The 24,630-nt window shown below is 71.2% G+C and carries 17 protein-coding genes; 8 read left to right on the top strand and 9 right to left on the bottom strand.

Going from position 1 to position 24,630, the window contains the following annotated elements:
- Together ABZT02_RS13695 and ABZT02_RS13690 are read left to right on the top strand one after the other, a co-directional pair.
- Entirely contained in the window at positions 1-2,775 is a 2,775-nt protein-coding gene (locus ABZT02_RS13695) for an FtsX-like permease family protein (RefSeq protein WP_356017424.1), read from the top strand.
- A 124-nt stretch (positions 2,776-2,899) separates the two neighbouring features.
- Positions 2,900-3,856: an ABC transporter ATP-binding protein gene (locus tag ABZT02_RS13690; RefSeq protein WP_356017422.1), complete on the top strand. Its 957-nt coding sequence runs from the start codon at positions 2,900-2,902 to the stop codon at positions 3,854-3,856.
- Between the two features lie 9 nt (positions 3,857-3,865).
- On the opposite strand, the gene ABZT02_RS13685 is transcribed toward ABZT02_RS13690, so the two are convergent.
- From ABZT02_RS13685 to ettA, 3 genes are read right to left on the bottom strand one after another with little or no spacing between them, the layout of a single operon-like run.
- Entirely contained in the window at positions 3,866-4,540 is a 675-nt protein-coding gene (locus ABZT02_RS13685) for a hypothetical protein (RefSeq protein WP_356017420.1), read from the bottom strand.
- Complete coding sequence (locus tag ABZT02_RS13680) at positions 4,537-4,950, bottom strand: thioesterase family protein (protein WP_356017418.1); 414 nt, start codon at positions 4,948-4,950, stop codon at positions 4,537-4,539. The genes ABZT02_RS13685 and ABZT02_RS13680 overlap by 4 nt, the downstream gene beginning before the upstream one ends.
- 2 nt (positions 4,951-4,952) lie before the next feature.
- The gene (ettA, locus tag ABZT02_RS13675) at positions 4,953-6,617 is read right to left on the bottom strand and encodes an energy-dependent translational throttle protein EttA (RefSeq protein WP_328638688.1); all 1,665 of its coding nucleotides are present in this window, start codon (positions 6,615-6,617) and stop codon (positions 4,953-4,955) included.
- Positions 6,618-8,088: 1,471 nt separating this feature from the next.
- On the opposite strand from ettA, the gene ABZT02_RS13670 reads away from it, so the two are divergent.
- The 4 genes from ABZT02_RS13670 (at position 8,089) to ABZT02_RS13655 (ending at position 11,291) form a co-directional block, all read left to right on the top strand.
- Positions 8,089-8,622 carry a hypothetical protein gene (locus tag ABZT02_RS13670; RefSeq protein ID WP_356017415.1) on the top strand — a complete coding sequence of 178 codons (534 nt, stop codon included), beginning with the start codon at positions 8,089-8,091 and terminating at the stop codon, positions 8,620-8,622.
- A gap of 190 nt (positions 8,623-8,812) precedes the next feature.
- Positions 8,813-9,310, top strand: a complete 498-nt coding sequence (locus tag ABZT02_RS13665; RefSeq protein ID WP_356017414.1) for an RDD family protein — start codon at positions 8,813-8,815, stop codon at positions 9,308-9,310.
- Positions 9,311-9,411: 101 nt separating this feature from the next.
- Entirely contained in the window at positions 9,412-10,665 is a 1,254-nt protein-coding gene (locus ABZT02_RS13660) for a hypothetical protein (RefSeq protein WP_356017412.1), read from the top strand.
- A 56-nt stretch (positions 10,666-10,721) separates the two neighbouring features.
- Positions 10,722-11,291: a hypothetical protein gene (locus ABZT02_RS13655; RefSeq protein ID WP_356017410.1), complete on the top strand. Its 570-nt coding sequence runs from the start codon at positions 10,722-10,724 to the stop codon at positions 11,289-11,291.
- Between the two features lie 41 nt (positions 11,292-11,332).
- Here the strand turns inward: ABZT02_RS13655 and ABZT02_RS13650 are convergent, their stop codons facing one another.
- Positions 11,333-13,942, bottom strand: coding sequence for a tetratricopeptide repeat protein (locus tag ABZT02_RS13650; protein ID WP_356017408.1), 2,610 nt, complete (start codon positions 13,940-13,942; stop codon positions 11,333-11,335).
- Positions 13,943-14,067: 125 nt separating this feature from the next.
- On the opposite strand from ABZT02_RS13650, the gene ABZT02_RS13645 reads away from it, so the two are divergent.
- Both ABZT02_RS13645 and ABZT02_RS13640 read left to right on the top strand, forming a co-directional pair.
- Positions 14,068-17,187, top strand: coding sequence for a tetratricopeptide repeat protein (locus ABZT02_RS13645; RefSeq protein ID WP_356017405.1), 3,120 nt, complete (start codon positions 14,068-14,070; stop codon positions 17,185-17,187).
- 456 nt (positions 17,188-17,643) lie between these two features.
- Positions 17,644-18,048, top strand: a complete 405-nt coding sequence (locus tag ABZT02_RS13640) for a hypothetical protein (protein ID WP_356017403.1) — start codon at positions 17,644-17,646, stop codon at positions 18,046-18,048.
- 68 nt (positions 18,049-18,116) lie between these two features.
- Here the strand turns inward: ABZT02_RS13640 and ABZT02_RS13635 are convergent, their stop codons facing one another.
- From ABZT02_RS13635 to ABZT02_RS13615, 5 genes are all read right to left on the bottom strand, one after another.
- A complete protein-coding gene (locus ABZT02_RS13635; RefSeq protein WP_356017401.1) occupies positions 18,117-18,479 on the bottom strand; it encodes a hypothetical protein in 363 nt (120 codons plus the stop codon).
- A 32-nt stretch (positions 18,480-18,511) separates the two neighbouring features.
- Positions 18,512-19,924 (bottom strand): TQXA domain-containing protein, encoded by a 1,413-nt coding sequence (locus ABZT02_RS13630; protein ID WP_356017399.1) that lies wholly within the window; start codon positions 19,922-19,924, stop codon positions 18,512-18,514.
- 267 nt (positions 19,925-20,191) lie between these two features.
- Positions 20,192-20,656, bottom strand: coding sequence for a single-stranded DNA-binding protein (locus ABZT02_RS13625; protein ID WP_356017395.1), 465 nt, complete (start codon positions 20,654-20,656; stop codon positions 20,192-20,194).
- A 197-nt stretch (positions 20,657-20,853) separates the two neighbouring features.
- The gene (locus ABZT02_RS13620) at positions 20,854-22,809 is read right to left on the bottom strand and encodes a YfjP family GTPase (RefSeq protein ID WP_356017393.1); all 1,956 of its coding nucleotides are present in this window, start codon (positions 22,807-22,809) and stop codon (positions 20,854-20,856) included.
- A 3-nt stretch (positions 22,810-22,812) separates the two neighbouring features.
- Entirely contained in the window at positions 22,813-24,420 is a 1,608-nt protein-coding gene (locus tag ABZT02_RS13615) for a dynamin family protein (RefSeq protein WP_356017391.1), read from the bottom strand.
- Positions 24,421-24,630: the final 210 nt, after the last annotated feature.

Here is a 24,630-nt window from a genome sequence, read left to right as displayed (position 1 = left end):
ATGAGGTTTTTCAGGACAGCCGAGCCGGGCGTCACCCGGGAGACCGTGCCCTGGGTGCGCACCCGGCTGCGGACAGCGCCCGGCACCGCGCTCTGGCTCGCGCTGCTGGTCGCGCTGACGGCGTGCCTCGCGGCAGCGTTCCCACGGGCGGTGGACCGCTACGAGGACGCCGGACTGCGCGGAGCCGTCGAACAGGCCCGCCCCGACCGGACCAGCATCGAGGTGTTCGCCCCGCAGCCGTCCCCGATGCTGACGCCGCACGACCGCGAGAACGTGCTGCGCCCAGGGGTGCTCGCCGCGCAGTACGCCAAGGTCCGCGCCCGGGTCCCGCGCGCGCTCGCCCTCGACGCGGGCCAGTCGACGTACGGCGTGCGCACCACCGCGAACCTCACGGCGGAGGACCCCTGGCTGCCGAGGCCGACCGGCAAGCCCGCGAAGGTCACCCTGGTCGCCCAAGCGGGTCTCGGCGCCCACTCCTCGGTCGTCCGGGGCCGCCTGCCGCGTGCGGACGACGAGGTGACCGCCACCACTCCCGAGGTGGAGGCGGCGGTCACCGCGGAGACCGCCAAGTTTCTCCGCATCAAGGTCGGTTCGGTGATCCACACACCCGCGGCCGGCCGTACGCTCCCCATCCGCGTCACGGGCATCGTCCGCCCGCACGCCCCGAAGGGCGCCTACTGGTCCACCCACCCCATCCTGCGCAGCCCGTCCCTGATCCGCGAACCCGCGCCGTCCGTGGACATGTACTGGCTCGGCGCCCTGCTCATCGCCCCCGAGGCGGCCCCCATCATGCTGGCCACCCCGGGATTGCCGGAGCCCTACTGGCAGTTGGCGCCCTCCGAGCAGGCGCTGCGGGCCCGCGACGCCCCGCGCCTGCGGTCCGCGCTCGCCTCCCTGGAGGCCGGTCCGGCACTGCGGAAGCTGCGTCTGTCGATCGACGGTCCGGTGACCGAGCTGACGCAGATCACCGGCCAGACCGAGGTCCTCACCGACCTCGACGAGGTCCTCATCGCCTACGACCGGTTCCGCGAGGGGGTCGCCCCGCTGGTCGCGATCGCCGCGGTCGGCACCGGCACGGTCGCCGCCGTCGTGCTCCTGATGGCGGGCGGCCTCATCGCCGACCGCCGCCGCACCGAGCTCGCCCTGCTGCGGGCCCGCGGCGCTTCCCTGCGCGGTCTCACCGCCCGCCTCTTCGCCGAGACGGCGGTCGTCGCCGTCCCCGCGGGCGCCCTGGGCCTGGCCGCCGCGCTGCTCGCGGTCCCCGAGGGCCGCTTCCGGTACGCGATCGCGGCCGCCGTGGCGGTCACCGCCGTCACCTGCGCGGCCTTCCCCCTCCGCGCGACGGCCGCCCACCGCGTGGTCCGCGTCCACACCGGCCGCGAGGACGTCGCCTCGGTACGACCGTCCCGGCGCCGTACGGTCGCCGAGCTGACGCTGCTGGTACTGGCGGCGGGGGCGGTGGAGTCGCTGCGCCGCCGGGGCACGACGCCGGGCGCTTCCGACGACCTCGTCTCCCTCGCGCCCGTGCTGGTGGGCGTGATCGCCGCCCTGGTCCTGGTCCGTCTGTACCCGCTCCCCCTGCGGGGCCTGGCCCGCCCGGCCGCCCGCCTGCGCGGTGCCCTGGCCCATCTGTCCCTGGCCCGCGCGGGCCGCACCTCGGCCTCCGCCGTCCTGCCCCTCCTCGCCCTGCTGACCGCCCTGACCACGGCGGCCTTCGGCGGCTCGGTCCTCGCGGGCGTGCAGGAGGCCCGCGACCACGCGGCCCTGCTCGCGGTCGGCGCCGACGCGCGCGTGGAGACGGCGACGCCGCTCCCGTCGGAGCTGCCGGACCGGCTGCGCCGCTCACCCGGGGTGAGTGATCTGTCCGCGGTGAGCGTCACGTACGACGCGAAACCGGGGAACGGGTTCACCTCGATACCGCTGGTCGGCGTGGACCCCGCCGACTACGCGGCCCTGTCGTCCCGGACGGACATCGGTGCCTTCGCGGCGGCCCGGCTGGCAGAAGGGACCGCCGGCGCCCCCGTCCCGGCCGTGGCCTCCACGGACACCGCCCGGACGTACGGCACCAGCCCCTTCCTGGTCCTCCTCCCGGACGGCACCTCGCTCACGGTCCGCATCACCACCGTCATCGACCGCACCTCGGCCGTGACGGGCTCGGACTTCCTGATCGTGAACCGCAAGGCGCTGAGCCCTGTGGTGGCCCGGCCGACGACCCTGCTGCTGACGGGGAAGGGCCTGGACGGGACCGCTCTGCGCAAGGCGGCCCCCAAGGACGCGTCCGTGCACCTGTGGTCCGAGGAACGGCGACACTACGTCGACTCCCCCCTCCAGACCGGCGCGGAAGGCGTCTACGCGGCGGCGGTGGCGGCCGGCACCGGATACGCGGTCCTGGCCCTCCTCCTGTCCCTCCTGCGCACCGCCCCCGAACGCACGGCCCTGCTGGCCCGCCTCCGCACGATGGGCCTGACCCGGGCGGCAGGCCGCCGCCTGCTGATCCTGGAGTCCCTGCCGCAGGCGATCCTGGCCGCCCTGGGAGGCACCCTCACGGGCTGGGCCACCATCCGCCTCCTGTCCCCGGGCATCGACCTGACGGCCATCGCCCTCCCCTCGGCGGAACCCTCCTCGGCCGAGGCGCAGTTGCGCACGGACGCCCTGTCCCTGGTGCTGCCGGCGGCGGCCGTGCTGCTGCTGGCGGTGGGGATGGGGATCGGCCAGGCGTGGTGGTCGGCGAGACGGGGGTCGGTGCGGGAGTTGAGAGCGGGGGACGCGAGATGAGTGACTTCGTCGCGGCCGGCCACGGGCGGTCGTGCCGCGGGGGCGGCTCCCGGCCGGCTCAGAGCGGTACCCGCACTGCGGCACAGCGCGGCACATCGACAGGCGCCCCCACAGGAGACGGCCAGTGACCACGAACCCCACCCTCACCGACCTCGCCCACAAGGCGACCGAGGCCCGCAACCGCCCCACCTACGGCCACGACGCCCTGATCACCTGCGACAGGCTCGTCCGCATCTTCACCACGGACGGCGTGGAGGTACAGGCCCTCCAGGGCCTCGACCTCCTGGTCCGCGAGGGCGAACTCCTCGCCCTGGTAGGCGCGTCCGGCAGCGGCAAGTCCACGCTCATGAACATCCTCGCCGGCCTGGACACCCCCACCGCCGGTGCCGCCAGGGTCGCCGGCCACGACCTGCTCACCATGACCGCGAAGGACCGCCTGGCCTACCGCCGCCAGACGGTCGGCTTCGTCTGGCAGCAGACCTCCCGCAACCTCCTCCCCTACCTCACCGCGGTCCAGAACATCACCCTGCCCATCCAGCTCTCCGGCTCCCGGACTCCCCGCCGCGCCCACACCGAACGCGCCCTGGAACTCCTGGAGTTGCTGGATGTGGCCGACTGCCGCAACCGCCGCCCCCACCAGATGTCGGGCGGCCAGCAACAACGCGTGGCGATAGGGGTCGCGCTGGCCAACAACCCCGCGGTCCTCCTGGCCGACGAACCGACGGGCGAACTCGACTCGCACACCGCGGAACAGATCTTCGCCGCGTTCCGCACCGCCAACGAACAGCTCGGCACGACCATCGTCATCGTCACCCACGACCCGGCAGTGGCGGGAGAGGTCCGCCGCACGGTCGCCATCAGGGACGGCCGTACGTCCACGGAGGTGCTGCGCCGCAGTGAGGTGGACGCGGCGACGGGCCACGAGACCCTGGTGGCGCGGGAGTACGCGATGCTCGACCGCGCGGGCCGCCTCCAGCTCCCGAAGGAGTACACCGAGGCGCTGGGCATGCGCGACAGGGTCGCGCTGGAACTGGAGCCGGACCACATCGGCGTATGGCCGGACGACAGCGACCGGGACTGACGGCCCCGCTCAGCGCACGCTGACGCCGAGCATCCCGAGTCCCCCCTGCCGTACGGCGATCGAGCCGTACGGCGAACGCAGCCGCAGCCACGCCCCCGACGAGAACAGCGCCAACTCCGCGCCGGGCCGCAGGAATCCGAGCGACTGGGCCGCGTGCACGGCCCGCACGGGCAGCCGGGTGTCCCCCACGGTCCGGGACCAGATCTCCCGCCCGATCCGGTCGAGTTCGGCCCGCGTACGCTCCTCGGGGCCCAACTCCTCGGTACGGGACCGGAACTCGGCGACCCCGGAGTTAACGAGCGCCCGCAGCGCCGCCGGCTCGGGCAGCCCGCTCACCGTCTGCCACCCGCCACGCGGCGGCAGCACTCCGGCCCACGGCGGCCCGGTCACCGCCCCCGGCACGACAGCCGTACCGGCGCCCTCGTCGACGGACTCGAGGAGCTCCCCGGCGGACACGGTCACGTCGAGCGTGACGTCGAGCCCGTTCTCGTACGGCTTGGCGAGGCGCACCGCCCGGATCGCCAGCACCTCGAAGGACGGTGGGCGCCCGAAGACGGCGAGCGCGGTGCCGGTGCCGGTGCCCTGGAGGCGTACCGCGGCCGAGCGGTCGTAGTGGAGCAGCCGGGAGAGGAAGGCGGCGAGGTCCGCGGCCTCCCCCTCGTCGGCGAGGTGGAGGACCGTCATGCGGCGACGGCCTCCTCCTCGTCGTCGTCCCGGTACTCCTCGAGGAACTCCCGTTCCTCCGCGGTGATCCGGCGCGGCCGCTGGGCCTCGAAGTCGAACGGCACGATCACCGTCGAGGCCCGGACACAGACGTCGTCGCCGTCCTTCACCTCGTAGGCGATGGTGAAGGACGCCGCCCGGATCTCGGTGATCCACAGCTCGATGTCCACGGGCGCGTGCCGGTGGACCAGCTGCCGCTTGTAGTCGATCTCATGGCGTGCCACCACGGACCCCTGCTGGAAGTCCTTCTCCGGGCGGAACAGGAAGTCGATACGGGCTTCCTCCAGGTAGCGGAGGAAGACCACGTTGTTGACGTGGCCGTACGCGTCCATGTCCGCCCAGCGCAGCGGGCAGCGGTAGATGTGCCGCAAGATCAGCCCCGGGTCAGCTTCTTGTAGGTGGCGCGGTGCGGACGCGCGGCGTCCGGACCGAGCCGCTCGATCTTGTTCTTCTCGTACGACTCGAAGTTGCCCTCGAACCAGTACCACTTGGAGTCACCCTCGTAGGCGAGGATGTGGGTGGCGACCCGGTCCAGGAACCAGCGGTCGTGGGAGATGACCACAGCCGCGCCCGGGAACTCGAGCAGAGCGTTCTCGAGCGAGGACAGGGTCTCGACGTCGAGGTCGTTGGTGGGCTCGTCGAGGAGCAGCAGGTTGCCGCCCTCCTTGAGCGTGAGCGCCAGGTTCAGGCGGTTGCGCTCACCACCGGACAGGACGCCGGCCGGCTTCTGCTGGTCCGGACCCTTGAAGCCGAAGGCGGAGACGTAGGCCCGCGACGGCATCTCGACCTGGCCCACGTTGATGTAGTCCAGCTCGTCCGACACCACGGCCCAGAGGGTCTTCTTGGGGTCGATGTTGGCGCGGCTCTGGTCGACGTAGCTGATCTTGACCGTGTCGCCGATCTTGACCGTGCCCGAGTCCGCGGGCTCAAGCCCCTGGATCATCTTGAACAGCGTGGTCTTGCCCGCGCCGTTCGGGCCGATGATGCCCACGATGCCGTTGCGCGGCAGCGTGAACGAGAGGTCGTCGACCAGGACCTTGTCGCCGAACGCCTTCGAGAGGTTGTTGACCTCGACGACGATGGAGCCCAGACGCGGGCCCGGCGGGATCTGGATCTCCTCGAAGTCCAGCTTCCGCATCTTGTCGGCCTCGGCCGCCATTTCCTCGTAACGAGCCAGGCGGGCCTTGGACTTGGTCTGGCGGCCCTTGGCGTTGGAGCGGACCCACTCCAGCTCTTCCTTGAGGCGCTTGGCGCGCTTCTCGTCCTTGCGGCCCTCGACCTTGAGGCGAGTGGCCTTCTTCTCCAGGTACGTGGAGTAGTTGCCCTCGTAGGGGATCGCGCGACCGCGGTCGAGCTCGAGGATCCACTCGGCGACGTTGTTCAGGAAGTACCGGTCGTGAGTGACGGCGACGACAGCGCCCGCGTACTTCGAGAGGTGCTGCTCCAGCCAGTTCACCGACTCGGCGTCGAGGTGGTTGGTGGGCTCGTCGAGGAGGAGCAGGTCCGGGGCCTCGATCAGCAGCTTGCAGAGCGCGACACGGCGCTTCTCGCCACCGGAGAGGGTGGTGACGGGCCAGTCGCCGGGCGGGCAGCCCAGCGCCTCCATCGCCTGCTCCAGCTGCGCGTCCAGGTCCCAGGCGTTGGCGTGGTCCAGGTCCTCCTGGAGCTTGCCCATCTCGTCAAGGAGCGCGTCCGAGTAGTCGGTCGCCATGAGCTCGGCGACCTCGTTGAAGCGGTTGAGCTTCCCCATGATCTCGGCGGCGCCGTCCTGGACGTTCTCCAGGACCGTCTTGGACTCGTCGAGCTTCGGCTCCTGCATGAGGATGCCGACGCTGAAGCCGGGCGACAGGAACGCGTCACCGTTCGACGGCTGCTCAAGGCCCGCCATGATCTTGAGAACGGTGGACTTACCGGCACCGTTGGGCCCGACCACACCGATCTTCGCGCCGGGCAGGAAGCTCAGCGTCACGTCGTCAAGGATCACCTTGTCTCCGTGCGCCTTACGCGTCTTGCGCATGGTGTAGATGTACTCAGCCAAGAGAAACCGTCCGGCAACTTGAGATCTGGAGTGGGCAGATACACCCCATCTTGCCTGAGGTCCACCCTCAGGTGGTAACCCGTTTGGTCGGGGGGCTGTGACCTGGCCGTTCACCGACCGCGCGGTAGCCGACCCGTCACTGCTTGTCACCACGTTGGCAGGATCGGTGACCTCGGCAGGCCTGCGTCCGGCGACAGCTCGGTGCACCTGCCCGCTGACCAGGGCGATACCCAGCGTCTGCGACTCACCCAGCTCCCCGCCGCGTGGCCCCTCGGGCAGAGTCGGCCAGGAGGCGCTCGGCCGCGGGTGACGGCCCAGGGGCCGGCCCAAGGAAGTGCCCCTCATCACCGCCATGACTCAGGCCGCGCCGCCCCGGCCCATCACTCCCGCTACCGAGCCACGTCCGACGTCGGCGCCGATGGGGGCCTGCGACAGGGCGAGATCTCCGGGCTCGCCGTCGACAACATCGCTGGGCAGTACACCTAGGACAGGCCCTACGTCCGGCAACAGCTCGGTGCGCCTGACCGCTGACCGGAGCGATATCCAGCGCGACTCACACAGGTCCGCGCCGCGTGGCCCCTCGGGCAGAGACGGACGGGAGGCTCTCAGCCGCAAGTGACGGCCTGCCGGGCGATGACGCGCGTTTGGCGGCCGAGCCAGCCGAGCGTGAGGAAGGCTTCGTGGATGTCATCGCGGATCTCCCAGCGGATCCGACCCGGCGTTGGGCGCCCAGGCCGAGGCGTGATCGGTGCCGCGGTTCCCGAGCAGGACGACGTCCGCGCGGCGACGCGGTCGGCCGCGCTTGCGGTTGCGGTTACCGCCGACCAGGGTGACCGCGGGCGAGCTGCCGGTGGCGTGGGTGATCAGGTGATGCTTGCCGCCCTGCCCGTCCTCACCCCGGTCGACGCAGCTTCCACTCGTCCTGGCCCCCGTTCAACGCGCGGATGTGGAAACCGTCGGCCACCGCCCGCGCCGAAGTCCACGATGCCCGCGCCGCGGAGTTCGGCGACGAGCACCTCGTGCAGCGGGCCACACCCCAGCCCAGCCTCGGTCCACCGGCCGGGCGCCACCCGCATGTCGTCCCCGAATCGAAGCCGAGCTCCTGCGGCAGGTGCTCCCGGCCGATCCCGATATGCCGGCACGAACAGGACGCCCTGGAACACCGGCAGGACCCGATGCCGTTCGCGTCCCGGATGCCGGGCCCGTCGGGGAGAATGCTGTACCCGCAACGCCCTTGATCGACATGCGGCTGCCTCCGACCTGTGCTCCCCTGGACATAGGTACTGCCGGTACCGCAGGCGAACCCGCCATATGCCTGGCGGACACTCTCGCCCCACGGCAGGCGACAGCTACCGCTCGAAGCGGTCAAGCACCCGCTGATGCACCGAGCACCATTCGGATCGCTCCGACGCATCGCCCTCCCGTGGCACCTGCACATCATGCATTTCCGCCCGCTGGGGATGTGGTCACCATGAACATCCGAAGGGCTTTGGCTGCGAGTAGCCCAGTGATGATGGTCGCAGCAATCGGACTGAGTGCCGCCCCCGCAGAGCAGCAGTCCGTGGTCACGGCAGCCAGCTCATTCCCCGAGGCTGGTGCATACGCAACCCAGGGCAGGAGCAATGTCATCTCGGACGACGGAGAGGTGCAGGTCTCCTGGATAGCGAGCCAAGTTTTCCCCTGGGAGGGAGGCATACCCACACGCTGGCAGGTGAACGTGATCTACAACAACACGTCGGATCATGTCGTTTACTTGACATGCCAGGGCTGGGACACCGGAAAGATAAGGGAAAACATATTCAGACAAGGCACGAGTATTGGGTACGTGAAGGCCGAGCACGACCTATGCAGCGATCACCCGGAGTGGAACGCCAATCTGAGCCCCAACCACAGGATCATCATGTCCTGGGCTGTATTCCACAACGTTCCCAGGATCGGCGATCGCGTCTCACTGCAGTGGGAGGACTACGGGACCTCCCAGGCCCTTGACCCCTTCGGTCACTGAGCCTACGCATCAGCAAGTGGAGACGACAATGCCCGAGAACCCTGATGAGCACAGGGGAACGAGAGTGCAGCCCGAGGCTCGCGGCGAGCCCCGGCAATGGGACCAGCGACCCCAACACCCCCCGACGACCCCGCCGCCGTTCACACCACAGCCGACTCCACAGCCAACGCCGCCGGCAACGTCGACGGCATTGACACCGCCCACCGAATGCCCGGCCTGCGGAAAACCCGCCGGCGAGGAACTATCCTGCCAATTCTGCAACCAAGTCCTGTTCCTGCCGCAAGGAATAACGCTCTCCACTGCTGGACTCCGCTTCGGCGGGTACTTGCTGGAGTTCGTCCTCATGATCTGCACGCTGGTGATCGGCTGGGTCATCTGGGCGCTCATAGTCTTCCAATACGGCCAGACCCCCGCCAAACAGCTGCTCCACATGAGAGTCGTCTGCATTCCACAGGCTCGAACCGCCGGATGGCTCAGAATGTTCTTCCGGGAAGTCATCGCGAAGCCGCTCATCGGATTCCTTGCCAGCTTCACCCTTCTGATTCCCTATTTCTGGCTCCTGTGGGACAAGAATCGACAGGAGCTCTGGGACAAAATGGCCACTACGCTGGTCGTCAGCGACCCCGGAGATCTGCTTCGGCCGCAGCCACAGCTCTCGGACAGTCGTGCCGGGACACCGCAGAGGTAAGTGGCAGCTGCGCCGCCGCAAGGGTGCTGCAAGAGACGTGCAAGGAAAGCGCCGTGTGCGCCGGGAACCCCCCTGCCGTCCGAGGTACGTCGCGACGAGCGATGGGGGATCGCGTGTCTGTCGGAACGACGAGATCAGCACTGATCGAGCAGGGGCACTGGCTGACCGTACGGGACTGCAAGAGGGTCCTGGTCGTCGTGCACACCGTGACCTTCGCCCAACGGCTGCGCGAGGTCTTCGAACTCCTGGAGACCGACCTGCGCATCCAACTGGTCTTCACGGTCGCCCCGCACGCCTTCGGCAACGGGACCACCGAGTTCCTGCGGAGCCTGGGCATCAGCACCGTGCCCTGGGAAGATGCCCGGCGCGCCGACTTCGACCTCGCGCTCGCCGCGGGCTCCCGCGGAGTGCACGAACTGCGGGCCCCGGTCGTACGCATCTCGCACGGGGCCGGCCAGATCAAACTGCTCACCGACGTCACCGCACTGGCCCCGGGAGAGCCGAGGCCGCCCGGGATGCTGAGCCGGCGGCATCTGCTGCACGAGGGGCGGCTGGTCCCGGCGGCGATCGTCTACGCCCATGACCGGGGCCTGGAGGAACTCTCCCGGTCCTGCCCGGAGGCGCTTCCGGTGGCCCACGTGGCGGGCGATCCGTGTGCCGACCGGATCATGGCGGGCCGGGCCGGCCGCGAGGCCTACCGCCGGGCCCTCGGAATCGAGGACGGGCAGCGGCTCGTGGTCGTCACGTCCACCTGGGGGCCCGCGTCGACGTTCGGGCGGCTCGACGCCCTGCTGCCGCAACTGCTGAGCCAGTTGCCGGGCGACGGCCACCGCGTGGCGATGCTGGTCCATCCCAATGTGTTCGCCGGCCACGGAACCCGGCAGGTGCACGGCTGGCTGTCCTCCTGCCGGGGCCGGGGGCTCGCGGTCGTGCCGCCGGAGGCCGACTGGCAGGCGCCGCTGATCGCGGCCGACTGGATCATCGGGGACCACGGATCACTGACCGCGTACGGCACCCTCACGGACGCGACGCTGCTGCTGACCGCCGGGCCCCGGCGCGAGGTGTCGGCCTGCTCCCCGGCTGCCCTGCTGTCGGCCGTGGCACCCGTGGTCGTACCGGGATATCCGCTCGCGGAGCAGCTGGAGTACGCGGCTCAGCTGCACCGCCCGGGGCAGTACGACCATGTCGCCGCCTCGCTGACATCGGCGCCGGGACAGTTCCACCGGCGGATGCGCTCACTCGTCTACCACCTGCTCGGGCTGGGCGAACCCGCCCGTCCGCCCCTCGTCGCACCGCCCCCGCCACCGCCCGCGCTGACCCGGTGGGAGATCTCCGCCGGCAGCGGGGCGGCATGAGGAGCGACCGGCGCCCCGTCCCGGAGGTTGCATGGGCCACGGACGCCGCGTCGGCCATGGATGCCGCATGGGCCACGGTGTGCTTTCCCCCGGCGTGCTCCGGTCCGTCCGCGCTCCACGCCGACGGCTCGCACAAGCGCTCGTCCCTCGCCGTCTGGAGTTCGGACTCGGCGCACGGTCCGGTGCTCGTACGGTCCGATCCGCTGCCCTCGCCCACCGCGCGACGCGGACATCCGTATCCCTCGCCCTGCCCGCACCCGCCCGGGGGACCGCTGCCCTGCGACGTGCACCTGCGGGTGGACGCGGACACCCCGGAGCGGGCAGCGCTCGCGGCACACGCCGACGTCCTCGTGAGCCGTGCCCCACTGCCGCCCGACGCGGCCCGCCGACGCGTGCTCGAGCTGCTGACCGCCCACCCCGGTTGCCTTGCCGCCGCCGTACCCGACACGTCCACCGCGTGTGTCGTCGGGGTGCGGGACGCATCGGGCGCCGTGTCGTTCGTACGGCCGTCACGGGGCGGCAGGTCCGATGCCCCGCTCCCGCCGCACACGGTCGCCTCGGTCGTGCACGCCTGGACGGTGGCCGGGAGACCGCCCGGTGCGCTGCGCCGCCTCGCCCCGGTGTAGCCGCACCGAACGGACCGGCGGAGGACGACCGGCCGCGGCGCTCACCGCGGCCGCAGCCGGTCGTCCAGGCGTTGTGCGTCCTCGGGGCTCAGGCGGCGGAGGAGAGCACGCGCGGCCTCGTAGTGGCGTACCGATTCCTCTCGATCACCACGCGTCTCGGCCGCTTGGCCGAGCCATTCCAGGCAGCGTGCCTCCCAGTGCTCGGAGCGGGCCTCGCCCGTCCGGAAGCGCCCGAGTGCCTCCCGCAGCCGTCGCACACCACCGCCCGGCTCCCCGTCGGGGTCCCCTGCGCGGTCCAGCACATGACCGAGGAGGGCCAGGACGCGGGTCGCCTCGTACGTCTCTCCCAGCGCGTCCAGTTCGGTGCCCGCCCGGCGCAGCTGCTCGGCGGCCGTGGCCAGGTCACCGGCGGTCAGCGCGGTCTCGCCGAGGCGCCGCCGGGTCAGGGCGGCGCCGCGCCGGTAGCCGATCGACTCCCGCAGCCGTAGGGCGTGCTCGAAGTGGCCGCGGGCCTCGTCGAGCCGGTGGGCCAGGAGTGCGACGTGTCCCAACCCGCTCAGGGCCTGGGCCTGTTGGCGTACGTCGCCGTCGGCCGTGGCCGCCTCCAGCGCCTGCCGGTACCAGTCGGCGGCCTCCCGGTAGCGGCCCGCGTCGCGCAGGCCGATCGCACCGGAGGTGAGCATGCGGCCCTCCCCCTGCCTCGATCCGCTCCGGCGCGCCGCTTCGAGGCCGAGGCGGTGCGCCTCGATCCACATCTCCGAGGGGCGCAACCGCAGGAAAAGGGGCCACATGAGGTCCGTCAGACGCCAGCAGGAGGAGTTCCAGCCGAGCCGGGCCGAGAGCCGTACGGCGCCCATGAGTCCGTTGCGGTGCGTGTCCAGCCAGGTCAGCGCCTCCTCGGGGCCGTCGAGCGGTGTCGCGGGCGTCGTCCCGGCGGGGAGGTCGTGCCCTGCCAGCCGGTGGCTGGGCGTGAGGATGCCCTCCGCCGAAGCCGCGGTGGACAGACACCAGTCGACGAACCGCCGCAGGGTGCGCTCGCGCAGGCCGGGGTCCTCCAGTTCCTCGCCGAGCCGCCGGGCGTGCGGCTGGACGAGGTCATGGAAGCGATAGGTGCCCGGACCCGTCTCCTCCAGCAGATTCGACTCCACGAGCGCGTCGACGGCGATGTCGGCGGCCTCCGCGCTGTCGACCCCTTCCTCCCCCGGCCCCTCCCCGCCCTGCTCCTCCACGTCGGCTGCTAGGGCGGTCAGCAGCGAGAGGTCGTGGCGGTCGGCGGGCAGCAGCCCCATCCGGCGGTACAGGGCCCGACTCCCGCCCGGGAGGACGTCGTACGACATGTCGAGCGCCGTACGCATCACGGCCTCCCCGTCCACCCGCAGCGTGTCGACCGCGCCCCGCCCCCGGGACAGGCTGTCGGCCAGGGCGGACACGGATCGGTGGGGGCGCAGGGCGAGCTGGGCGGAGGCCAGGGCCACGGCCAGGGGCAGGCGGCCGCACAGTCTGACCACCTCACGCGCGGCGGCGGGCTCCCGGGCCACGCGCGTCCCGCCGCCGACGGCGAGAAGTTCGACGGCCGAGGCGGTGGGGAGCCCTTCGAGCCGGTGTACGGAGGCGCCGTCGACGCGCAGCCCGGTCAGGTTGTTTCTGCTGGTCACCACGGTGAGGCCGGTCGGTGTGCCGAGCAGGAGCGGGCGTACCTGGGCGGCGGTGAACGCGCTGTCCAGCAGGACGGCAAGCCGGAGGCCCGAGGTCGTAGAACGCCACAGCGCACTTCGCTGTGCGGTCCCGCTCGGCACCGAGGACGCGCCGAGTGCGATCAGGAAGGCTTCCAGGACGGTGGCCGGGGAGACGGGGCCGTCCTCCGCGGCTGTGTTCCGGGCGCCGAGGTCGGCGTAGAGCTGGCCGTCGGGAAAGCTGTCGGCGTGTTCGTGGAGCCAGTGGGCGGCGAAGGTGGTCTTCCCGACACCCGCGAGTCCGGTGATCACCAGGAGCTGCGGCGCGTGCGCCGGCCGCTCGGCACGCAGCGCGTCGAGCGCGTGCCGGTCGGTCTCCCGGCCGATGAACCGCGCGGTCACCGGCGGCAGTTGACGGGGAACGGGGTGACGGGGCGGCGGTGCCGGGGTGGCGGACGGGTGGAAGTGGACACCACCGTGGATGTCCCGGGCCTGCACGTTGGGGCCGTGGAGCACGGAACTGCCGCTGATGAGGTTGGTGGTCGCCGCGGGGGTGGGGGGTTCGGGGGCGGGAGCGGGGCTCGGGGCGGGTTGCGTGGAGGCGGGCGGTATGGGGGGCGACGTGGGTGATGTGGGCGGCGCCCCCGGGGCCGATCCAGGCGACATGGAGGCCGACCCAGGCAGAGCCGGCCCAGGGCCAGGGTAGTTGCGTAACCACTTGGTCAGCGCCAGCCGTGTCGACGCGTCGTGCGAGGCCAACTCACCCAAAGTGTCCGCCAGTTGCTGCCACCGTGTCGCCTCGACCGGTTGCCCCCGTGTCCCGTGCCCCGGCCAGAGCCGCGTCACCGAGGGGTCCGCGCGGGCCGCGGTGTCCATCACCCAGGCCAGTTCGCGCCACGCGGGCGACTCCGGGTCGGCACCGCAGGCGGCCATGGCCGACAGCAGCGCCTCCGATCCGTCCGAGGGGAAAGCACGCACGTGCGCAACTCCTTCCGGCTCCTCGGGAGTCACTCCCCACTGCGGACCAGATGTGAACCAATAGCGCTATTTATCGGTCAACTTTGAACACATCACTCCGCCTTATGGTCGCCCGTGCCAGGTCCATGACACTCTCGAAAGCTCGGCAATCACAGGGCCTACCGGCGGGGAGGACGCTGGTGGAGTTCGAGATCAGGCTTTCGGGATCGGTGGAGATCCGAACGGCGGGCCGCCGTAGCGATCTCGGATCGACCAAGACACGGTTGGCGCTCGCAGGCCTCGCCTGGGACGCGGGTCGCACGGTGAGCGTGGACGCTCTGATCCACCGCATCTGGGACGAGCATCCGCCCGCCAAGGCACGGGAAGCGCTCCACGCCCACATCTCCCGCATCCGGGGCGTCCTGCGGATGGCCGGGGGCGACGCTCCCCCGATCGTCAGCCGTACGAACTCGTACGCTCTGGAGGTCGACCCGGAGCGGGTGGACCTGCGCTGTTACACGAACTGCGTCGAGCGAGCCCGGTCCCTGCGGGACAACGAGGACGAGGAGACGGGACTGCGTCTGCTGGACCGGGCGGAGGCCCTGTGGCACGGCGAGCCGCTGGCCGGGATCACCGGCTCCTGGGCCGAACATCTCCGTGCCGCCGTCGGCGAGATCAGTCTCGTCGCGGCGATGACCAGAGCCGAAATCCTCTTGTACGCGGGGAAGTTCAGCGACGCCGTGCCCGTACTTCTGCCGTTGGCCGAGGCACATCCCGTGGACGAGGCCCTGGCCGAACGACTCGCCGTCGCCCTGTACGGCAGCAACCGGACCGCCGAGGCGACCAGACTGCTCCAGCGGACCCGGCAGCGTGTCGTCCGTGACATCGGCCTCGACGCCGGCCGCGGGCTGCACCGGGCCCACCAGGGAATCCTGGCGGGAACCCCCGCGGCGGACCTCCTCCCCCACGCCGCGGCCAAGGACAAGCGCCCCCCGCCGCCGACGCGCCGGGTCCCGGACAACCTGCCCCGTGATGTCCCGTGGGCCGGGCGGCACGATGAGCTGCGGCGGCTCACCGCGGCGCTCTGCGAGGGGCGGGGAGCAGCGGACGTCGTCACCGTCGAGGCGATCCACGGAATGGGCGGGGTCGGAAAATCCGCCCTGGCCGTCCATCTGGCGCATCGATTACGGGACCGTTTCCCGGACGGCCGCATCTACCTCCACCTCGGCGGCTCTTCCACCGACCGGACCCGGCCGACCCCAGCCCGCGCCCTCTCCGAACTGCTGCGGCTGCTCGGCCTGACCACCAAGGAACTACCGCGTGAACTGGACGAGTTGGTCGCCCTGTGGCGCTCGGTGGCACGAGACCGCCGGATGCTGGTGATCCTCGACGACGCGACCTCCTCCGAGCAGATTCGCCCACTCCTCCCAGGCGCTTCTCCGACAGCGGTCGTCGTGACCAGCCGCCGACACCTGCCTGGACTGCCGGGCGTACGGCCGGTCTCACTGGACGTGCTGCCTCCCGAGGACGCGGCGGCGCTCTTCTCACAGCGACTGGGGAGAGCACGCGACACGGATCCCGCCGATGTGGCGGAGATCGTCCGGGCCTGCGGCTACCTCCCGCTGGCCATCGAGATTGCCGCGAGCCGGTTGCTGGCCCGCGGCTCGTGGACCACATCCGACCTGTTGCGCCAGCTGAGCGACGGCAATGGCCACCTGGCTCAACTTCACGACCTGGACCGGACGTTGACCCATGTCTTCGCGGTCTCGTACGAGGCTCTCAACGCCGACCAGCAGTTGGTCTTCCGCCGCGTCGGACTGCATGTGGGAGTCGAGTTCGGCCCTCGGGCAGTCGCCGCTCTCACCGGGCTCTCACCGGAGACGGCTGAACACGTACTCGAAGAACTACTGGCTCACCACCTCGTGGCCGAGCCCATTCCCCACCGTTTCACCATGCATGATCTTTTACGGGACTACGCCAGATCACTGATGGAGTCGGGCGAGGCCGAATCCCGGGACGATGTCCGACGGGCCGTACAAAGTCTTGTGGATCACTACGTGCACACCGCGGACCGAGCGGACCGACTGGCCTATCCCTTCCGTTCGCGCACTGATCTCGGCACGGGTGTTCCCGCCACCGCACCCTGTCCGGAAATCGTCGACGCGCAGTCGGCCGAACACTGGCTGATCACCGAGTCGGCCAATCTTCTGGACACCCTGAACTGGCTTGCAAAGCACGGCACAGAACATCAACTCGCCCTTTCTGTCCATGTGTTGGCCGGTCTCCTGGACATGGAGGGACACCTCGGCACAGCCGAGCCACTGCTGCGGCGCGCTGTCGCCCACTGGAACGCCGCAGGTGACAGTCCGGCCAGCGCGCGTGCCCTGCTCGACCTCTGCACGGTGCACACCCACGCCTCCCGTTACGACGAGGCGATCTCGACCGCACGCCAGGCGCTCGGTCTCGCACGGTCGCTGCGGGACCGGGAACTGGCGAGCGAATGCATTCACCAGCTCTCGATCCCGCTGTGGCTGACGGGGCAGTACAGATCGGCCCGATCACTCCTCAAGAAGTCCCTTGATTTTCTTTCGCAAACTTCCGATACCCTCCGAATCGCGCGTTGCCGAAATTTACTCGGAATCAATCATCTCCATCTGGCAGAGAACGAAGAGGCCCTGGCGTGCTTCACCTCCTCTCTGGCCGATTTCACGGAAATAGGGGACGAGCGCGGAAAATACAGCGCACTGAACAACATGGCGGAACTCCACAAGAGAGCAGGGCGCCCGGAGGCCGCCGAAATCGCTTACCGGCGGGCGGTGATCGTGGCGGAGCGGATGGGGAATCCGCGAGACAGGGCCACGCTCCGGATGAATATGGCGTCCGTGATGGACGCGCTCGGCAGAGCCGATGAAGCCCTCGCGCTGTACGGCATGGCCCTGCAGGTGCTGCGCGATGTCGGAGACCGGCGCGCGCAGGCCATCGCCCTCACACGCATCGGCAGGACGTACCGAACGGCGGGCCGCACCGAAGATGCCCTGCGACACCACATCATCGCACTTGAGATGGCACGTGCGATTCATGCGGCGGGCGAGGAGGCCGAGGTGCTCCACGACTTGGCCCTGGCTGAACGGGATGCCGGACTCACCGCTCGGGCCCTGGCCCATCTGGAGGAGAGCCTGGCGGTGAGCCGGAGCATCGGCGCCTTGGCCGAGGAGGTCCGGGCCGCCGGCTTGCTGGCTGAGCTGCGGGGCGAAGTTACCGCCTAGTTCAATTCGTACGGGCGTGGCCGGAGCATAGGGATACACGCGTAACCAGCGCAGCGTTCGACTGGTTTCGTCATAGAGCCGCACGCACACTCGATCAACACGCTAATGTTCTTGCGTGCGACGAGGCACTCCGCTGCCACTTCGGGCCACCGCTGTGCCTTGCCCACGCTTCCGACATAGACCAACGCTCGTTGAGGGAACGAAAGGCAAAGAGCTTCGTGAGATACCTGAACCGTGTCGTCGTACTGACCTGCATTGCATACGTGATTTTCCACAGTCACGGTCCGACGTACTTCGGCATGTGAACCGCCCGGTGTCCGGTACCTATTGCTAGTGGCTCCGTGCCGGACACCGGCCCCCCGAATCTGGCCGACGACGACCATCCTCCTCGGCGCCCGTTCTGGGACGATGACGTACCGATGCGTTCGACTCCGTTGAGCGACTGGGGGTAGTGGCGTGGATCCGATCTCGGCGAGCCTTCTCGTGGCGGCGGCGACCGGAGCGGGCGGTGAGATGGGGCGGCAACTCTGGTCGGCGCTCCGGGGGTTGGTGCGGACCGGCCCGGCATCCGGCGAAGCCGAACTGGCCGCCCTGTCCGAGGCTCCCCACGACGTGGAGCGGGCGCGGGCGCTCAGCGAGGCCCTGAACCGCCGCGCCGAACAAGACCCCTCGTTCCGAGCGAACTTGACGCAGTGGCAGCAGCAGGCGCAGCTGCTGCGCACCGGGGACGGAGACACGCACAACGCCATCAGCGGCGGCACACAACACGGACCCGTCGTGCAGGGACGTGACTTCTCCGGCATCACTTTCCACACGCCGGTCCAGGGCGGGCCCCCTCACCCACCTTCCACGGACCGGTGAACGGACCGGCGTCCAGGACCACCTCCCCACCGCCGAGCCCCTCCCTGGAGGAACACCGCACCCAGAGGTCAGTCGCCTGCCCCACGCCCAGCCAGCACCACGGCGGCGCCCACGAGCAGCGCGCCCGCTGCCCCCACGGACCGCATGCGCCCCCGGGACGTGCGCCACGACAGCACCGACCACCTCGACTGCGCCGACAGCAGCGACCCCGTGCTCAGCCACGAGCCCGCCGAGACGAGGGACAGGGCGGAACCGATCGAGCCCGCGGACAGGGCGCTGCCGATCGAGCCGACCGAGAGGGCCGAGCCCACGGAACCGATGGACAGCACCGACCCCACCGAGCCGATCGACAGCACCGAGTCCTGCGACCACAGGGACAGCACCGAGTCCGAGGAGGTGTGACGCGCCGGCGATGCGGAGGGCTTGGTCATGACGCCATTGTGCCCACCCAGGCGCGCCCCGGTCAGTCCTGTGCCCGGTTCTGCTTCCTGCCGGTGAGGACCAGGACCGCGCCCCCGACCACGACCAGGGCGATGGCGGTACCGGCGATCAGCGGGGTGGTGGCGGAGCCGCCGGTCTCGGCGAGGTTGACGTCGGTGGTGGGGACGGCCACCGTGGCGGGGCTGGGCTCGCTGAGCGTCTGGGTCGTGGCGCCCGTCTCGCTGCTGCGCGTGCGGCAGTCGAGGACGCCGGTGAAGCGCTCGGCGAGACCGTCGGCGCCGGTGATCGTGAAGTCGTAGGCCTGGTCCTCCTGGAGCGGGACCGTCACCGTGCGGGACTCACCCGCCGCGATGGCGTACTCCGTGCCCATCAGCTCGAACGCGAACTCCTCGTCGCCCTGGTTGACCGCCGTGATGTCCAGGCCGCCCTCGGTGCAGTTCCGCGCCGCGGAGAGGGCCGGTACGGCACCCTGCTTCGCCCAGGTCGCGCTCGCCGTGGCCGAGACCGTCGACTCGCTGGAGCCCGCGAGGATCTGGGTCTGGCTCCGGCTCTCGGAGGCGAACGCACGCCCGACCGGCACGGTGGTCGAGGCCTGCACGGTGAGGTCGGCCGAGCCCGCCGCCGCGTCCTCGGGGACGTCGAAGTAGAGCTCGCTGCCGTTGCGCACCGAGGTCACCGGCCTGCCGTCCTTGCCGACGATCCGCACGCCGGTCGTGGCCGCGTCCGTCGGCGGGGTGACCGTGGCGCCGGTCGCGTTGGTGTGCACCGTCACCGGGCCGAGCAGCTCCCCGGGGTGGCCGGAGACCGCGGGCGGGTCGAGCGTCAGCGACGCCGTCGGCTCCGGGACGTCACGGGCGTTCTTCTCCAGGTAGTCCGCGAGCTTCTCGGCCTGCGGGTCGGCGGCGTCGACGTCCACGGCGTCCGAGTACCGCCAGATCGCCACCTGGGTGCCGGCCGCCGCGTCCTGCTCGGTCAGACCCGCGGCGATACCGGCCTTGGCGGCGAGCGCCGCGAGATCGTTGACCTGGGGATAGGAGTTCTCCAGGATCCAACGGATCTTGCCCGCACCCTTGTTGGCGCCCAGCGAGGTGCCGCTCCAGTCGGTCTCGTGGTACTTGGCGTCCTTCTGCGTGGGGTTGTAGAGATCGACGCAGTACGTCTGGAGGGTTCCGCCGCCCTCGACGGACATCTCGAACAGCCCGGCCGGCACCTGGAGATCGCCGTCGGTGTCGTGAATCACCGCGTCACCGTAGGTCTTCAGGCCCCCTATCGTGGCGGTCGCCCCTCTCTGGTTCTGCGCCGCCTCGTCCGCCGACGCCGGGCCGGCGACAGCCACCGTCGCACCCGCGGCGAGCAGGCCGGAGACGAAGGTGACGGCCGCGAGGCGAGCCGCCCCCCGTCCGCGCACGGACAGCGCAGAGAACGCAGAAAACACGGAATTCCCCTTCGAGCAGGACCCGTTGACGAGCGGGGTGGCGGTCCCACCAGCAGAATCAGTAGCCCCGGGAGCTGTGTTCGGCATCCTAGGGACGCGGCCGCCCCCCTCTTCCCGAGGATGCGGTCGGAAGATCGATCCGACTCGGAATCGTTATCGCCAGGACCTTTCACCCGCATGGCTTATCGACAAATCGACCGGAGGCATCCGGAACACATTCATCAATAAGCCGCACTTCGGTCAGGGTTGCCGCGCCCTCGGTCGACGTCACGTCACCGCGACCGCCTCCTGCCGGTCCGCGGCCTCGCCCGGCGGTGTCTCCCAGACCGGCTCCGGCTGTGCGGACGACCCCGTGGCGGCGGTGTTCTCCGGCCGCTGTGTGCGCCGGAAGGCCGAGGTGCCGCGTGCGAGGTCGTGGCCGATCGCCACCGCGTCGATGTCGGCCGAGGTCCAGGCCGGCTGCCCCTCGCGCACCTCCGAGCGCACCTTCAACCGGCCCTGGACGACCACGGGATCCCCCACGTTGATCGACCCCGCCACGTTCGTGGCGAGCTGGCGATTGGCCCACACCGTGAAGAAGTTGGTGTGCCCGTCCGTCCATTCGTTCTTCTCGCGGTCCAGGTAGCGCGCGGTCGCGGCCAGCCGGAACCGCACCGACGCCCCCGTCGCCAACTCCCGGTACACCGGCTGCGTCGCCACGTTGCCCACCGCGCAGATCATGGTCTCGTTCATCGCTGGGAACCCCTCCCGGACATGCCTACGGGCCCGTCCCGTACGGCTGCTGCTGTCTGCGTGCCGACCGCGTCACCGCGATCGCCGCGAAGCCAGACTGCCTCCGCCGGGCCGAGCCCGCTGCGCCCTGTGGACCGTCCCCGGGTTGTGGATAACTCCCCCACCCGAACGAGGGACCAGGCTCATTGGAGCGCCCCTCACCCCACCCCGACGACCCTGCCGTACTGCTCCCGGACCTCCCGGTAGCGCAGCAGCTCCGCGGCCACCGGGTCCAGCACCCGCGCCCGCCCGCACCCGGACGCCGCCTCCCGCAGCCGCCGTTCCGCCTCAACGCCGTACCGTCGCGCGGGCCCTCGCGCCGCCATCCGGCAGCTCCACTCGACGAGCGGGCCGCCGATGATGCCGGCCACCATCAGCAGTACCGGCACCCCCAGGTTCGGCGCCATGACCCCGACGATCTGACCCACCAGCCAGAGTCCGCCCACGACTTGAAGGAGCGTCATGGACGCCTGCGCCAGCACGGCCACCGGCCACCAGCCCGGACGCGGCGGACGGCCCGGTGGCAGCCCGGCCCGGGCCGTCAGCTCGTCCAGCGCCTCGGGCAGCCCCTGGGAGCCGCGTACGGCCGCCTCGCGCACCGCCTGCGCCCACGGCGCGGGCAGTCCCGCCGAGGCCCGGTCCGCGAGCGTCCGTACGGCGTGCTCGACACGCTGCCGCGCGGTCGCCTCCTCGTCCGGCTGGGCGCGCAACGGCAGCCGTCCCGTGGGAGGTTCGCGCCGGTCCTGGTACCAGCGCCACAGCCGCAGCCAGGGCGTCCCGCACGCGCGGTTGGCGTTGCGCAGCCAGGCGCGTTCGGCCGCCTCGCCCGCCGCGGTGGCGCCGACCGCGTCCGCGAGCCGGGCGGCGAAGTCGTCACGCGCCTCCTCGCTCAGCCCGGTGCGCCGGCCCGTCGCGTAGACGGGCCGCAGCCGCCATGCCGCCGCGTCCACGTCGGCCGCGATCCGCCGCGCCGGAGCCCCGCGCTCCGCCACGAACTGACCGAGGGCCTCCCGCAGTTCACCGACGCCGTCGCCGGTGAGCCCCGACAGCGCGAGCACGGTCGCGCCCGGTTCGCCGTACTCCCCGAGGGCGATCCCGTCCTCGTCCAGCAGCCGCCGTAGATCGTCGAGAACCTGCTCGGCGGCCTCGCCGGGCAGCCGGTCGATCTGGTTGAGGACGACGAACATGACCTCCGCGTGGCCCGCCATGGGCCGCAGATAGCGTTCGTGCAGGATCGCGTCGGCGTACTTCTCGGGGTCGACGACCCAGATGACGGCGTCGACGAGCCGCAGAATCCGGTCCACGTGCTCGCGGTGCTGGACGGCGGCCGAGTCGTGGTCCGGCAGGTCGATGAGGACGAGCCCGCGCAACTGGGCCTCCGACTCGGCGCTCTGCAGCGGGCGCCGCCGCAACCGGGGCGGGATGCCGAGCCGTTCGATGAGACTCGCCGAACCGTCGCTCCAACTGCACGCGATCGGCGCGGCCGTGGTGGGCCGGCGTACACCGGTCTCCGAGATGGCCACACCGGCGAGCGAGTTGAACAGCTGCGACTTGCCGCTGCCGGTCGCGCCGGCGATGGCGACGACGGTGTGGTGCCCGGAGAGCCTGCGCCGGGCGGCCGCCTCGTCCAGGACCTGACCGGCCTCGGCGAGCGTCCGGCTGTCAAGACGGGCCCGCGACAGCCCGACCAGCTCCCGCAGCGCGTCCAGACGGGAGCGCAGGGGGCCGTCGTAGGTGAGCGGGGCGGCGGGCGGGACGTTGGCCCCACGGACCTCCACGACGGCGGCCTGCTCGGTCTCGGCGGTGACCCGGCGCGCGATGAGCCCGTCGTCCCAGGCGCCCGCGGCGTCGGCGTCGGCCGCCCCACCGGAGGCGTCCACGGCGTCGGCCCGCGCGTGACGGGCCTCCTGGCGCGCGTGACGGGCCTCCTCGCGCGCGTGCCCGCCGCCCACCCGCCCGTCACCGCCCTCCGCACTCTCCACGCGCGCGTGCTCGTCCTTCCCGCCCGCGTCCACCTCGCCCCCCGACGCCGGTTCCTCGCCCGGCGCCTTCCCGTTCTCCGATCCGGCGTCCCCCGCCCGCTCCGTGTGGTCCTGATCCGTGACGGCGGTCATCGGTCACCTCTCCTTCTGCAGTACGGACAGCGCGGCGATGAGTTCGGCCTGTGGTTCGGGGTGTACGTCGAGGGCGTCGAGCGGGGCGAGCCGGCGCTCGCGCTCGGCGTGCACGACCCTGTCGAGGTGCTCGGCGAGCAGTCGTCCACCCCGGTCGCGCAGGCGCAGGGCCCCGTGGGCGCCGATCCGCTCGGCGAGCCCCTCACCGGCGACCCGCGCCCGGCGTCCGCCGAGCAGCGCGGTGGCCACGAGGGCGGCGATCGTCTCGGGGTCGGGCGCGACACCGCGGTCGAGGCCACGGATCTCTTCCTCGGCGTACTCCTCCAGCTCGCGCCGCCAGCGCCGTACGGCCATCCCGATCCGGTGTTCGACGCTCTCGGGGGCCGGCTCGCGGTTCGTCAGTTCCGGCGCGAGGGCGGCCGGTTCACGCCGCCAGGCCTCGTGGACGCGCTCGTCGGCGGCGGTGACCGCGCACAGCAGGAGGGCGCCCAGGCTCTCCACCAGGGCGTCCAGGAGCTCCGCGGCGGTGCAGTCGAGGGGGAAGGCCCGCCAGCGCTTGAGGGCGTCACCTGCGAGCACGGCACCGGCCTGGAGCCGCCTCCGCACGCGCGCGTACTCGCTGTCGTACGCCCCCTCCACGGCGGTGGTGAGCCGCAGCGCGGCCGCGTACTGGGCGGCGGCCGCGGCCGCCAGCTCCGGCATCCGGGACTTGAGGGAGGCGAGGACACCGTGGGCCGTACGGGCGACGGTGTGCTGCCGGGCGACGCGGTCCTGCGCCTGGTGGACGAGCCAGGTCCGCAGCGACGCCACGGCGGTGGCCGGGAGCAGGCCACCGCCCCAGGCCGACTCGGGCAGCTCCGGCACCGTGAACCGGGGCACCTCGCCGAGGCCCGCCTTGGTGAGCAGGGCGCCGTACTGCCGCGAGACCTCGGAGACGACCTGGTGCGGCACCCGGTCGAGGACGGTCACGAGGGTGGCGTCGTACTCCTTGGCGGTGCGCAGGAGATGCCAGGGGACGGCGTCGGCGTAGCGGGCGGCCGTGGTGACCATGATCCAGATGTCGGCGGCGCAGATCAGCTCGGCGGCGAGGACGCGGTTGTCGGCCACCAGGGAGTCGACGTCGGGTGCGTCGAGGAGCGCGAGGCCCGGCGGGAGGGTGTCGGCGGTCTCGACGCGCAGCACGCGCGCGGGGTTCTCACCGGGCAGCAGGAGTTCGTCCCCCGGCTCCTGGTGGGGCACCCACACGCGGGTCAGGTCGGGCAGTACGCGCATTCCGCTGAACCAGTGATGGTCCTCCGGATGGCAGACCAGCACCGGTGTCCGCGTGGTCGGTCGCAGCACGCCCGCCTGGCTCACCCGCCGTCCCACAAGGGAGTTGACGAGAGTCGACTTGCCGGCCCCGGTGGAACCGCCCACCACGGCCAGCAGTGGCGCTTCCGGGTCCCTCAACCGGGGCACCAGATAGTCGTCGAGCTGGGCGAGCAGTTCGTCGCGGTTGGCACGCGCGCGTGGGGCCCCCGCCAGGGGCAGCGGGAAGCGTGCGGCGGCGACACGGTCGCGCAGGGCGGAGAGTGCGTCGAGCAGCTGAGGCCGTACGTCCAAGGTCACCACATGTGAAGAATGCCCAATTTTGGGGGAATTCTGAAGCATATGGCCATGCCTGCGCGCCGACCGGACACAAGGGATGGAAGGGATGACTGGGACACAGGCACAGTCCAGGCATAACGAGTGCACAACACCCGGCGCGTGAGGCGCCAAAAGCGATGCACTATTCGTACCTGCCTGCGATTATCAGGACCGCTTCACTGAACCTCCACATCG

It is taken from the genome of Streptomyces sp. NPDC005402 (assembly GCF_040606575.1).
GTDB lineage: Bacteria > Actinomycetota > Actinomycetes > Streptomycetales > Streptomycetaceae > Streptomyces.
This window is presented reverse-complemented; position numbering and strand designations above follow the sequence as displayed.

Coding starts and splice junctions, on each gene's coding strand:
- ABZT02_RS13635 (WP_356017401.1), bottom strand. CDS start 18,479: ATGACCAAGCCCTCCGCATCGCCGGCGCGTCACACCTCCTCGGACTCG.
- ABZT02_RS13685 (WP_356017420.1), bottom strand. CDS start 4,540: ATGACGGTCCTCCACCTCGCCGACGAGGGGGAGGCCGCGGACCTCGCC.
- ABZT02_RS13670 (WP_356017415.1), top strand. CDS start 8,089: ATGAACATCCGAAGGGCTTTGGCTGCGAGTAGCCCAGTGATGATGGTC.
- ABZT02_RS13625 (WP_356017395.1), bottom strand. CDS start 20,656: ATGAACGAGACCATGATCTGCGCGGTGGGCAACGTGGCGACGCAGCCG.
- ABZT02_RS13660 (WP_356017412.1), top strand. CDS start 9,412: ATGGGGGATCGCGTGTCTGTCGGAACGACGAGATCAGCACTGATCGAG.
- ABZT02_RS13655 (WP_356017410.1), top strand. CDS start 10,722: ATGGATGCCGCATGGGCCACGGTGTGCTTTCCCCCGGCGTGCTCCGGT.
- ABZT02_RS13620 (WP_356017393.1), bottom strand. CDS start 22,809: ATGACCGCCGTCACGGATCAGGACCACACGGAGCGGGCGGGGGACGCC.
- ABZT02_RS13645 (WP_356017405.1), top strand. CDS start 14,068: ATGACACTCTCGAAAGCTCGGCAATCACAGGGCCTACCGGCGGGGAGG.
- ABZT02_RS13695 (WP_356017424.1), top strand. CDS start 1: ATGAGGTTTTTCAGGACAGCCGAGCCGGGCGTCACCCGGGAGACCGTG.